The sequence below is a fragment of the Solimonas sp. SE-A11 genome, assembly GCF_030345715.1.
GTDB lineage: Bacteria > Pseudomonadota > Gammaproteobacteria > Nevskiales > Nevskiaceae > Solimonas_A.
Genome location: NZ_JAUASX010000004.1, coordinates 91,632 through 102,940, shown reverse-complemented (window position 1 = coordinate 102,940; position 11,309 = coordinate 91,632). Strand labels below are relative to the sequence as shown.

Here is an 11,309-nt window from a genome sequence, read left to right as displayed (position 1 = left end):
CTGTAATGTACATACAGATATGTATTATATCAATACGGATAATTCTGGCGGCCTCTTGCAGGAGCCATGTCCGTATGACTAAGCGGAGATCGAACTTGAGCCTCAGGATTCTGAAGAACTGCGTGATTTTCGATGGCAGAAGCGAGGCTCTGATCGAGGGCGGCAGCATCGTCATCGAGAACGACCGGATTCGTGAGGTTTCAACGGGGGAAGCCTGCGTCGCCGGTGCCGAGGTGATCGACATGGGTGGCCGTTTCGTCATGCCGGGCCTGCTGGACCTGCACTTCCATGCCTACAGCATCTCCCTGAACATGGCCTTGGTCGACAACATGACGCTTCCGCTCAAGGTCGCCCATGCTGCGCGCCTGCTCAAGGGCGCCCTGCATCGCGGGTACACGACCGTGCGCGATCCGGGCGGCGGCGAGATCGGCCTGCACCTGGCGATCAGCCAGGGCCTGATGGAGGGTCCGCGTCTCCACTACGGCGGCAAGGCCTTGTCGCAGACCGGTGGCCATGGTGACGTGCGTCCCGAGCACCAGGTCGAGAGCCCCTGTGGTTGCTCGCTCAACAACACCTTCAACGAAGTGGTGGACGGCGTCGAGAACGTGCGAAAGTTCTGCCGCAACGAGCTGCGCAAGGGCGCCGACCACATCAAGATCTTCATCTCCGGTGGCGTGTCTTCGCCCACCGATCCGATCTGGATGCCGCACTACACGGACGAGGAGATCGAAGCCGCGGTCCACGAAACCCGCACGCGCCGCAAGTACGTAGTGGCGCATTGCCACACCGACGATGGCGCGCGCCGCTGCCTGAAGCTGGGCATCCGCTCCATCGACCACTGCACGATCATCACCCAGGAGACCGCGAACCTGATCGCGGCCGCCGACGGCAGCACCTACGCCGTACCGACCATCGCGGTGATGGAGCAGGTCATGCGCCATGGGCCGGAGCTGGGCCTGCGCGCCGAGAGCCTGGAAAAGATCAAGGTCGTCCACGCCTCGGCCTACCAGTCGCTGGAATACCTCAAGCGCGCCGGCGCCCGCATCGGCATGGGCACCGACCTTTTCGAAGAGCGTTTTCATCCGATGCAGAGCCAGGAGTTCAGTTTCCGCTCGGAGATCTTCTCGCCGATTGACCTTCTGCGGTCAGCCACCAGCATCAACGCAGAGATCATGCAGAAGACGGGCCTGCTCGGCAGCATCGAGGCGGGCGCCTACGCCGACATGATTGCCATCGACAAGAATCCAATGCGTGATATCCATGTCATGTCCAGGCCCGACGAGAATTTCTCCGTGATCATGAAAGGCGGCGAATTCGTACGCCGTCGGATATAGGGAGACGATCGGTGCGCTACTCAGCTTTTTCGCTCGCCATCAATGCCCTGAGCGGGCATCGCCGCTGGAAGCCGGCGTGGCGCAATGCTGCTCCCCGGTCATCCTACGACGTGATCATCATCGGCGGCGGTGGTCATGGACTGGCCACGGCCTACTACCTGGCGAAGAACCACGGGGTCACCAACGTCGCGGTCCTCGAGAAGGGCTGGATCGGCGGTGGCAACACCGGGCGCAACACGACCGTTGTGCGTTCCAATTACTTTTTCCCCGAGTCGGTGGCGTTCTACGAGAAGTCGCTGCAGCTGTGGGAGGGCCTGAGCGAGGAGCTCAACTACAACGTCATGCTGTCCCAGCGCGGGCAGGTGGTGCTGGCGCATGACCGTCACCAGGTGGAGATGTCGAACCGGCTCAGGAACGGCATGGCGCTCAACGGGATCGCGGCGGATTGGCTGTCGCCCGAGGACCTGCGCCGGCGCGAGCCGCTGCTGCGGCAGGACGGGCGTTTCCCGGTGCTGGGCGGGTTGGTGCAGGAGCGTGCCGGATCGGCGCGTCACGACGCCGTAGCCTGGGGCTATGCGCGCGGTGCGGATGAGCGTGGCGTGCATATCATCCAGGGCTGCGAGGTGACCGGCCTCATCAAGGAGGGGAACCGCGTCAGCGGCGTGCGTACCAACCGGGGCGATATCGGTGCCGCCAAGGTCTGCCTTTCCGTTGCGGGGCACACCAGCCACCTGGCGGCGATGGCCGGGTTGCCCCTGCCGATCACCAGCTATGCCCTGCAGGCCTTCGTCTCGGAGCCGATCAAGCCGGCCTTGAACATGATGGTCCTGTCGCCGTCTGCGGGCATCTACATCAGCCAGACCGACAAGGGGGAGGTGCTGATCGGCGGTGGCCTGGACCTGTATCCGTCGTACGCCCAGCGGGGCAATTTCCTGACGGTCGAGGCCGTCACGGCCGGCATGCTGGACCTGTTCCCATCGTTCTCGCGGCTGCGCCTGATGCGACAGTGGGCAGGTATCTGCGACGTGGTGAAGGATTCCTCCCCGATCCTGGGACCGTCGCCGGTGGATGGCCTCTACCTCAACTGCGGCTTCGGCACCGGCGGGTTCAAGGCCACGCCGGCCGGTGGTTTCTCGATGGCCTATACCCTAGCCACCGGCAAGCGCCATCCCCTGATCGTGCCGTTCGGGCTCGAACGCTTCACGTCCGGAGCGCTCATCGATGAGGCGGGGGCCTCGGGCATTGCGCACTGATGCACGGGCCGGACCGGGACAGGCGCCAGCTGCGATGAGCACCTCCTCCAAGGAGACCCTGGGCGGCGTCGCCCTTTTCATGGTCGGCATCCTGCTGCTCGCCAGCATGGACACCACGACGAAGTACCTGGTGGCGCTCTATCCCGCCGTGGTGGTCGTGGCCCTTCGCTACATCGTCCAGTGCCTGCTGATGGTGTTACTGCTGGCGCCCTCCCGGGGGTACGGCCTGATCCGGACCCGGCGCACGGGGTTGGTGCTGCTGCGCGCCTGCTGCCTGGGCCTGGCGTCCCTGTGCATGACGCTGGCGCTGCAACGGATGCCGGTAGCCGAGACCTCGGCCATCGTGTTCCTGTATCCGATACTCGTTGTCCTGATGGCGGGACCGGTGCTGCAAGAGCGAGTGGGCAGTCTCGGATGGCTGGCCGTTGCGGCCGGCTTCGTCGGTGTGCTGCTGATCGCGCGACCCGGCGGCGGCCTGGATGCGGCTGGCGTCGTGCTGGCCTTGTGCGCGGCCATCCTGAATGCGATCTACCAGTTGCTGTCACGCGTGCTGGCGAGTACCGAGCGGGCGATCACGCTGCAGTTCCATGCGGCGCTGGTCGGCGCGGTGTGCTACGGGATGGCGTTGCCCTGGTTCTGGACCGGGCCCGTACCTCCGGCCGCTCATCTGCTGCTGTTCGGCTGCGCCGGGGTGCTGGGAGGCATGGGGCATTTCCTCGTCACCGCTGCGTATCGCCATAGCCCGGCGTCGGTTCTGGCGCCGATGCAGTACGTGCAACTGATCTGGGCCGCCCTGCTGGGCTGGCTGGTCTTCAGCCAGGTTCCCGATGGGCTGGGCCTGTTCGGGATGATCGTGGTCGCAGCGGCCGGTGCTACCGTTGCGTTGAATTCGAGGCGGGGATGCCGCACATCGAACTGGCGTCCGACCGCCGGGAAAGCCGGGTAGCGTACGGATGAGGCGGTACGGCTCGCGGGACATTGCTGCTCCAGACGCAGTGTGCCCCAGGTGTCCGGTTCCGGCCCTCTCCATTTCGGGGGGCGAGTGGGGTAGGTGCCGGCACAGCGGGTAGAATCCCGCCACCTTGTCGGCAGGTCTACGGCATCCCTCATTGATGCACCTGCGTGCTCTGCGAGCCCGGCCCGCCCCTCATCCGAACGAGCATCCCCGATGCACATTCCCAGCGGTCCCACCCCCGCCAATCCGGCCCTCGAAGCCCAGGCGCTGGCGCAACCGGCGCAGGATCCCGGACCGGGCTGGCGGTTGCGCTTCTGGGCGATCTTCATCGGCCAGGCGCTTTCGCTGGTGGGCTCCGCGCTGACGCAGTTCGTGCTGCTCTGGTGGATCACCGACACCACGGGTAGCGTATCGGCGCTGGCCACCGCCGGCCTGGTGGCGCTGCTGCCGCAGGCGCTGCTGAGCCCGCTGGGCGGCACCTTTGCCGACCGCTACAGCCGGCGCCTGCTGATGATCGGGGCCGATGTGGTCAGCGCGCTGTGCATGACGGTGCTGATCCTGCTGTTCCTGACCGACAGCATCGCGCTCTGGCATGTGTACGCGATGATGTTCGTGCGCAGCGCCATGCAGGCCTTCCAGGCTCCGGCGGCGGCGGCCAGCATGGCGATGCTGGTGCCGCTGAGCTTCCTGCCGCGCGCGGCAGGGCTGAACCAGACGCTGCAGGCCTTGACGGTGGTGGCCGCGGCGCCGTTGGGGGCGCTGGCCATCAGCGTGATGCCGATGGGCTGGGCGCTGAGCCTGGACGTCATCACGGCCTTGCTGGGTGTGGTACCCCTGCTGTTGTTCACCATCCCCCAGTCACGTGCGCCCAAGGCGGGGGCCGGTGGCATCTGGCGGGATTTCCGGGAAGGCATCCACCTGGTCTGGAGTGAGCCTGGGCTCCGCCGGCTCTATGTGCTGCTGGGTGCCGTGGTGCTGGTGATCATGCCGACGTTCACGCTGGTGCCGCTGCTGGTGAAGGAGCATTTCGGCGGTGGGGCGCCGCAGGTCGCGCTCATCGAAGGCTTCGGCGGTGTCGGCATGGTGATCGGTGGGCTGGTGGTGGCGGCATTCGCGCCGCAGCGGCAGGTGCCCTGGGTGTTGGGCGGCTTCGCACTGTCCTGCCTGGCGATGTCGCTGACGGCCTTGGCGCCGGCCGGACTCTTCGCGGTGGCGGTGGCCTGCTGGGCGATCAGCGGGACCAGCTTCATCCTGGGCAATGCGCCGCTGACGGCGCTGCTGCAGACGACGATTCCCAATCACCTGCAGGGCCGCGTATTGGCGCTGCTCAGCATGGTGATGGGCCTGGCGGCGCCCGTAGGCCTGATGCTGGCCACGCCGCTGGGGGAGTGGCTGGGGATCCGCTGGCTGTTCGTGCTGATGGGCGCTCTCGGGGCACTGATGAGCCTGGCCGGTTTCCTGTCCCCGGCATTGTTGCGCCTGGGTGGGGCGGGCCCGATTCTCGGGAAGCCGGGGGGCTCTTGAAAGCTGCGCGGTCATCGCGCGGGGCATACGATCGTGAAGACCGCGAAAGACGGTTGCCCCTGATCCGCTGGCGGCAAGCCACGGGATCCGGTGACCGCGCGCACGCAAATCGACCGATCGGCAAGCGTTTCCCATGACATCCATCGTGCCTGCCCCGATGCGTTTGTCATCTGCGGAACGCGTCATGCACGGATCCCGTGAACTCGCTGATTCCCATCCCGGAGTCGCCGCCGGCCTCGGCGGCCGGGTGCGTGCCCGGACCCTGCATATTAACGGCCTTTCCTCCTCGGTCTACGAGGCGGAGGCATCGGCAGGCCTGGAGGCCGCGCCAACACGCCGTCGCGCGCTTGCCGAAAGGATTGGCATGAGGGAATGGCTGTGGTTTTCCGCACCGGCCGCTGGGTGTATTTTGCTATTGGATGATCCCGGAAGCAGCGGGATCATCGAAACCGGATAAAAAACATAAACATCGGGGGGGAGCATCATGGATACATCCGCTTGGCGGCGCCTGTTGGGTGCCGCGGTGGTAACGCTGGCATTGGCGGCGTGTGGAACGTCCGCGGAGACGGAGCAGGCGCGGACCCAGCCGGAGCCCCAGGAGCCGGGGGGCACCACGCCCGAGCCGCCGAACGAAGGGGTGATCCTGGCCGCGGAACTGCTGCACATGGTGGAGCGCAGCGGCCTATACTCGTTGCCGTCCGATCCGGCGCAGGCCCTGCTGGCGCTCTCGACGATGCCGGAGCAACTGGGCCAGATCATCGCGATGCACCTAGGCCGGCTGTACCCGACGCCGAACGAATTCATTCCCGGCTTCGGCCCGCTGCTGGCCATGCTGCAGGCGCGCGCGGAATTGTTGCTGAGCGGAGGGCAGGCAACGCGCTTGCTGCAGGATGCAACGGATTTCGAGTTCTCGATCCTGCTGCTGCCGGTGGAGGCGACGACGGCCATCGTGATCCTGCCGACCCAGGTGGTGCGGGCCAATCCGGCGGCCGCGGCGCTGCCGGAGGCCAAGCAGGACCTCGGCCAGATCACCTACGAGGTGAACGGCCGCACGCGTACGGTCGATCAGTTCATGCAGAGCGGGTCCACCAATGCGATCGCGTTCATGCACAAGGGCCGGTTCATCTACGACGACTACCAGAACGGCTTCAACTCCAAGACCCGCCACCATATGTGGTCGGTCACCAAGTCGGTCACCACGTCGCTGGTGGGCATTGCGGTGGCGGAGGGGCTTGTCGACTCGATCCACGACCCGATCACCAAGTACATCGCGGAGGCCAGCGGCACCGTCTGGGAGGGGGTAAGTGTCGAGGACCTGCTGCAGATGGAGTCGGGCACCTATTGGGTCGATGTGCCGGTGCACCAGCCCGAGCAGCTGGTCCTGATGGGCGCGGACTACCATTCGAACGGCTTGGTCGGCATGACGCGTGACGAATACCTGCTGCGGCTGACGCGGGTGTCGCCGCCGGGCGAGTTCTACCGCTACAACAGCGGCGACGCGCAGATGCTGGCCTGGCTGCTGGAGCGGGTCTACCAGAGGCCCTATGCGCAGATCCTGTCGGAGAAGATCTGGCAGCCGGCGGGCATGCAGGACGATGCATTGGTCATGGTGGATCGCCTGGGGAATACCTTTGCCTCGATGGGCTTGCATGCCACGCCACGGGACATGGTCCGCTTCGGCGAGCTGCATCGCCGCGGCGGACGCAGCATCGACGGACGGCAGATCATTCCGGCGGCCTGGGTGGCGGCTTCGCACAACTACGACAAGGCGAGCGGCGGCGGCCCGCGCGGCTACATGTGGCCCCACCTGGGCGAGGCGGAGTCCGGCAACTACACGGCGGAGGGTTACGGGCACCAGCTCGTCAGCGTGATGCCGGCGCTGAACGTGGTGGGCGTGCGCTTCGGCAACGATCCGGTGGATACCATCGCCCAGAAGGAATGGGAGGCGGTGCTGGCGGCGGTGGGCAAGCATCTGGAGGCTGGGGCGGCGGACTGAGGTTTTTGCGACGGTTGGGCGATGTGGCCGGCCATCACAGGCTGATCGGACTTGATCCTCGTCGGTTCGGTCATCCATGACCTCGTTCCCAACCCCCGCCGCGAGGGTAGAGGGGACTGCCTGGGTGGATGCCGGCTTTGTGCCGTTCTCTATTGGGCCCCATCGCGGCCTGGCCTGACCGCTTCTCGACACTTGTGCGTGCCCGATGAGGCAGGGGCCTGAAACATCCGTAGCGAAAAGCGGAGAGGGTCATGGCGAAGGGTTTGTTCGATTCGCCGCTGGGCCATGAGGCGAAAGACGAGATCGTAGCGGTGGGCGAGCCGCTGGCGGTGGCGCTGCATGGCGTTAACCGTGCGCAGTTGAAGCTGGGAGGCAAGGTGGTGGTGTTCGGCTGCGGGCCGGTCGGCCTGGGCATGATCCTGTGGTTGAAGGACCGGGGTATAGACGACGTGGTGGCGCTGGACCAGGCGCCGGAGCGGCTGCAGCGTGCGCGGGTGCTGGACGCTGAAGAACCCCTGGCACCCGCTGTTCCTGAATGACCTGACGGCGGTGTATCCGGATGCGCAACCGGTCATGACGCACCGCGATCCGGCGGAGGTGGTGGGATCGGCCTGCAGTCTGTTGCGCCACGTGCGGCCGATGTACAGCGACAGCATGGACCTGGGCGAGATCCGGCAGACCCTGCTGGAGGCCTCCGACCTGATGATCGCGCGGCAGCAGGCCTAGCGCGAGAAGCATGGCGGCGACTCGATCCACGATATCCATGACGAGGAGCAATTGCGCGACCCGGTGGGCACCATGCGCCGGCTCTATGCGCATTTCGGCGAGCCGCTGGGCGTGGAGGCGGAGGCCCGCATGACGCGGTTGGCGCAGGAGAACCCGCAGCACAAGCACGGCCGGCATGTGTACTCGCTGGAGGAGTTCGGCCTGACGGCGGAAGGCGTGCGCCGGCACTTTCGCGGGTACCGCGAGCGCTTTGCGATTCCGATGAAGACAATGATCGGCTGAAGGCGACGCTGAAAAGCGCTCTGGCCCGTGGTCTTGGCTGACCCATGACCGGTTGCGGGCGGAGCATCAATGGGGGCGGTGACGGGACTTGCGATACTTAACTAGGACTCCTATCTTACATCGCATGAGTACCAGCAACGATCAGCGCAGACAGGCGGCAGCCGGCTTGGACCAGCTGGCGTCGCTGGTGCGTGCGCAGTCCTGGAGCAAGGACCTGCCGCCGACCCAGGCCGCGGTGCTGCGGGCACTGGAGGGCGTGCCGGCCGGGCAGCGGGCGCGGCAGCTGGCGGAGCGGCTGGGTATCTCGGCGGCAAGCCTGAGCGATTCGCTGAAGGTGCTGGAGACCAAGGGCTGGATCGAGCGCTTGCCCGACCCGGCCGACGGACGCGCGGCGATCGTGCGTCTGAGCGTGGACGGCGGGAAGATGGCGCAGGAGCTGCTGGGCGGGGAGGGCGGCATGGCCGGCCTGCTCAAGCGCCTGGAGGCCGATGACCTGGGTGCGCTGCTGCGCATCACGCAGCTGATGGTCTACGAGGCGCAGCAGCAGGGGCTGGCGACCGGCCCGCGCACCTGCCTGGGCTGCCGCTTCTTCCAGCCGTACGCGACACAGGACCGGGAGCAGCCACATTTCTGCGGCTTCGTCCGGAAACCGTTCGGGCATGCGGATCTGCGCGTGGATTGCACGGAGCAGGACCCGGGCAGGAAACAGCAGGTTGCCGCCAATGCCAGGCGCTTCCGGCAAGCGGTTCCGCAGTAGTGCGGAGAACCAAAGGGGGCGCCCGATTGCAGTCGGACGCCGCCCGATACCGCAAGACCCTGCCGTAGGCGGCGAGTGGCCAGTGATCCGCTTCGTAGCCCAGGCGCATTTACAGCAGCCGCATGGCCTGGAACAGGCGATGGTCGGCGTGGGTTGCCTCGAAGGCGGCGAGACGCTGTGGATCGAGGTGCCGATCGGGGTCCTGATGCGGCGCTAGGCGGCGGGGCCAAGCGATTTCAGGCGGCGCTCGCGCAAGATCAGGAAGAGTGCCAGGCCGAGGGCCAGGCTGACGAAGACCGTGATGGGCACGCAGAGCCAGGCGCGTCGCATGGCGAGGCGCCTGGCCTCGAACACGATCCAGGTGCCGACGATGAGGTAGGTGAACGTCAGGTCCATCAGCGCCGACGTGGCCGCTGGATTCACCATGCATTGCCGGATCCAGTCGATCCAGCCGGAGTCCGGCTGCTGCAGGTACTGCAGGTTGTAGTGCCAGCCGATCACCGCGCCGGCGATGCCCAGCAGCGCGTAAAGCCCTTCACGCATCGACATCGGAATCTCCCGCGGCCTGGAGGGGATGCTGGCATTCCTCCCGACGACGGGCATGGTGCAAACGCATGAGCCCCAGGCAGGGCTAGGCGGGGCGCCTGGCCTGCGGGCCGGCGATGGACATGGCCTTCTGCCAGGCGGGGCGCGCGGTGAGCTGTTGCACGTAGCGTTGCAGGTTGGGCAGCCCGTCCAGCTTCTGGCCGCTGACCGCGGGCAGGGTGGTGAGAGCGAAGCCGGACATGAGATCGGCCAGGCTGAACTCGTCGCCGGCGAGCCAGGCATGGGAGGCGAGGTGCTGGTCCATCTGCCGGAACAGGCCGTCGGAACGGCGCTGGGCCATCTTGCCGATGATGCCGCCGTCATGGCCGCCCGCGGCCTTCAGCGCGGACTTCACGAAGAAGCCTGACATGATGTTGTTGTTGAACTGCAGCCAGTACAGGTAGTCGGCGTAGTGCGGGGTATTGGGCGCCACGGTCAGGCGTCCGCCGCCGTACTTGTGCGCGAGGTATTGCACGATGGCGGTGGACTCGGCCAGCACCACGTCGCCGTCCTGGATCACCGGCGCCATCGCGGCAGGATGCAGGGCGAGATATTCCGGTGGGGCCAGGCGGTCCGGGCCGCGGTCATGCCACTCCAGTGTGTAGGGCAGGCCCAGCTCCTCCATGAGCCAGACGATGCGGTCGGACTGCGAGACGCCGAGGTGATGGATGGTGATCATGCGCGGATTGTTCCTGGCCGATTGGATGGGTTCAGCTACGGGAGACTAGCTGGCCCGGATGCGGGCGGCCATCGTTCGCTGCCTGCCAGGGCTAGTCGGACTTGGCAGGCAGTCCACGCGCGCGGATCGCCGCAGGGGAGCGCCCGAACCAGCGCGCGCAGTTACGGCAGAGCACGGCCTGGTCGGCGAGCCCGACGATCTCGGCGACATGCGCCAGCGGTACGTCGGATTCGGTGAGCCACCGGCGGGTCTGGTCGCGGCGCACGGTGTCGACGATGTCGGAGAACGACAGGCCTTCGGCCTCCAGGCGCCGCTGCAGGGTGCGCGGATGCAGGTGCAGCAGTCGCGCCACCACCTCACGGCGTCCGCGTGTGCTGGACAGGGCGCGGCGCAGGATTTCCTCCACCTGCTCGCCCACGGTCTTGCCGCCGCCTTCGAAGGCCATCGCGAGGTATTCAAGGCTCAGGCGGTGCAGCGCGGCGACGGCGCCGCTGAGGCTGCGGTCGAGAAAGCCGCTGGGCAGGATCAGCTCGGCGTGCGGATGGCCGAATTCCACGGCGTGGCCGAAGAACTCGGCATAGCGCTCCGCCGAGGCCAGCGGTGCGTGCGGCAACGTGACGCCGAGCAGGGGCAGCGGGGATTGGGCCAGGAAGGCGGTGAAGTGGTGGAGGTCGGCGAGACAGAGATCCATCAGCTGGCGGCGCGACTGCCAGCTCGGTGTGATCAGGGTGAGCCGCAGGCTGATCTGGTCGGGGAGTGGATATTCGGGATGCAGGCTGAGGCGGATGCCGCTGGAATGCGTGTGCAGGAAGCCGCTCATGACCTTCATCGCCTCGCCCATGGTGGAGGCGTTCTGCGCGGCGATGGCCAGCGGGCCGAGGATGCCGATGTCCTGGTGTTCGGCGATCTGCAGGCCGAGGTCGGGGCAGCCGGTGGCTTCGCTGGCCAGTTCCAGCAGCTGGGAGTAGGCCGGCAGCGAGATGCGCAGCTCCTCGTCGCCCAGCGCGGCGCGCGGAATCTGCAGCCGCTCCATCAGCGGCTCGATGGCCAGGCCAAGCTCTCGCAGGACCTCGGAGGCGCCGCGCATGCCGGCGGCTCGGATCAATGTCGACATGTCTCCAATTGCAAATCCTCTGTCTCGGAAAGTCAAGAAGCGTGGAGGCGATCGCTGGAATATGCGCTCACTCGAAAGCTCGAACACGCAGTGAGGAGATGGAA

General features: G+C 66.5%; 14 protein-coding genes. 11 read left to right on the top strand and 3 right to left on the bottom strand.

Annotated elements, in window-relative coordinates; all coding sequences use genetic code 11:
- Positions 1–95: 95 nt before the first annotated feature.
- The 11 genes from QT386_RS06830 (at position 96) to QT386_RS06780 (ending at position 9,044) form a co-directional block, all read left to right on the top strand.
- The gene (locus tag QT386_RS06830) at positions 96–1,334 is read left to right on the top strand and encodes an amidohydrolase family protein (RefSeq protein ID WP_289272999.1); all 1,239 of its coding nucleotides are present in this window, start codon (positions 96–98) and stop codon (positions 1,332–1,334) included.
- 11 nt (positions 1,335–1,345) lie between these two features.
- Complete coding sequence (locus QT386_RS06825; RefSeq protein ID WP_289272998.1) at positions 1,346–2,587, top strand: sarcosine oxidase subunit beta family protein; 1,242 nt, start codon at positions 1,346–1,348, stop codon at positions 2,585–2,587.
- Positions 2,588–2,621: 34 nt separating this feature from the next.
- The gene (locus QT386_RS06820; protein ID WP_289272997.1) at positions 2,622–3,533 is read left to right on the top strand and encodes a DMT family transporter; all 912 of its coding nucleotides are present in this window, start codon (positions 2,622–2,624) and stop codon (positions 3,531–3,533) included.
- Positions 3,534–3,755: 222 nt separating this feature from the next.
- Entirely contained in the window at positions 3,756–5,066 is a 1,311-nt protein-coding gene (locus QT386_RS06815; protein ID WP_289272996.1) for an MFS transporter, read from the top strand.
- A 133-nt stretch (positions 5,067–5,199) separates the two neighbouring features.
- Positions 5,200–5,523, top strand: coding sequence for a hypothetical protein (locus tag QT386_RS06810; RefSeq protein ID WP_289272995.1), 324 nt, complete (start codon positions 5,200–5,202; stop codon positions 5,521–5,523).
- A gap of 27 nt (positions 5,524–5,550) precedes the next feature.
- A complete protein-coding gene (locus QT386_RS06805; protein ID WP_289272994.1) occupies positions 5,551–7,062 on the top strand; it encodes a serine hydrolase in 1,512 nt (503 codons plus the stop codon).
- Positions 7,063–7,313: 251 nt separating this feature from the next.
- Complete coding sequence (locus tag QT386_RS06800) at positions 7,314–7,601, top strand: hypothetical protein (protein WP_289272993.1); 288 nt, start codon at positions 7,314–7,316, stop codon at positions 7,599–7,601.
- Entirely contained in the window at positions 7,549–7,788 is a 240-nt protein-coding gene (locus QT386_RS06795; protein WP_289272992.1) for a sulfotransferase, read from the top strand. Before QT386_RS06800 ends, QT386_RS06795 begins: the two co-directional genes overlap by 53 nt.
- Positions 7,789–7,839: 51 nt before the next feature.
- On the top strand, positions 7,840–8,070 hold the full coding sequence (locus QT386_RS06790; RefSeq protein WP_289272991.1) for a hypothetical protein: 231 nt from the start codon (positions 7,840–7,842) through the stop codon (positions 8,068–8,070).
- A 124-nt stretch (positions 8,071–8,194) separates the two neighbouring features.
- A complete protein-coding gene (locus QT386_RS06785) occupies positions 8,195–8,827 on the top strand; it encodes a MarR family winged helix-turn-helix transcriptional regulator (protein ID WP_289272990.1) in 633 nt (210 codons plus the stop codon).
- An 82-nt stretch (positions 8,828–8,909) separates the two neighbouring features.
- Positions 8,910–9,044 (top strand): hypothetical protein, encoded by a 135-nt coding sequence (locus QT386_RS06780; protein ID WP_289272989.1) that lies wholly within the window; start codon positions 8,910–8,912, stop codon positions 9,042–9,044.
- Here the strand turns inward: QT386_RS06780 and QT386_RS06775 are convergent.
- The 3 genes from QT386_RS06775 to QT386_RS06765 all read right to left on the bottom strand — a co-directional run bounded on the left by QT386_RS06775 (position 9,041) and on the right by QT386_RS06765 (position 11,205).
- Positions 9,041–9,376, bottom strand: coding sequence for a DUF2834 domain-containing protein (locus QT386_RS06775; protein WP_289272988.1), 336 nt, complete (start codon positions 9,374–9,376; stop codon positions 9,041–9,043). The genes QT386_RS06780 and QT386_RS06775 overlap by 4 nt on opposite strands.
- Positions 9,377–9,458: 82 nt before the next feature.
- On the bottom strand, positions 9,459–10,091 hold the full coding sequence (locus QT386_RS06770) for a glutathione S-transferase family protein (protein WP_289272987.1): 633 nt from the start codon (positions 10,089–10,091) through the stop codon (positions 9,459–9,461).
- Between the two features lie 91 nt (positions 10,092–10,182).
- On the bottom strand, positions 10,183–11,205 hold the full coding sequence (locus QT386_RS06765) for an AraC family transcriptional regulator (protein WP_289272986.1): 1,023 nt from the start codon (positions 11,203–11,205) through the stop codon (positions 10,183–10,185).
- Positions 11,206–11,309 lie beyond the last annotated feature (104 nt).

Excerpts from the sequence above, each read along its gene's own strand:
- QT386_RS06820 (WP_289272997.1), top strand. The coding sequence starts at position 2,622 with ATGAGCACCTCCTCCAAGGAGACCCTGGGCGGCGTCGCCCTTTTCATG.
- QT386_RS06815 (WP_289272996.1), top strand. The coding sequence starts at position 3,756 with ATGCACATTCCCAGCGGTCCCACCCCCGCCAATCCGGCCCTCGAAGCC.
- QT386_RS06810 (WP_289272995.1), top strand. The coding sequence starts at position 5,200 with ATGACATCCATCGTGCCTGCCCCGATGCGTTTGTCATCTGCGGAACGC.
- QT386_RS06805 (WP_289272994.1), top strand. The coding sequence starts at position 5,551 with ATGGATACATCCGCTTGGCGGCGCCTGTTGGGTGCCGCGGTGGTAACG.
- QT386_RS06800 (WP_289272993.1), top strand. The coding sequence starts at position 7,314 with ATGGCGAAGGGTTTGTTCGATTCGCCGCTGGGCCATGAGGCGAAAGAC.
- QT386_RS06785 (WP_289272990.1), top strand. The coding sequence starts at position 8,195 with ATGAGTACCAGCAACGATCAGCGCAGACAGGCGGCAGCCGGCTTGGAC.
- QT386_RS06775 (WP_289272988.1), bottom strand. The coding sequence starts at position 9,376 with ATGTCGATGCGTGAAGGGCTTTACGCGCTGCTGGGCATCGCCGGCGCG.
- QT386_RS06770 (WP_289272987.1), bottom strand. The coding sequence starts at position 10,091 with ATGATCACCATCCATCACCTCGGCGTCTCGCAGTCCGACCGCATCGTC.
- QT386_RS06765 (WP_289272986.1), bottom strand. The coding sequence starts at position 11,205 with ATGTCGACATTGATCCGAGCCGCCGGCATGCGCGGCGCCTCCGAGGTC.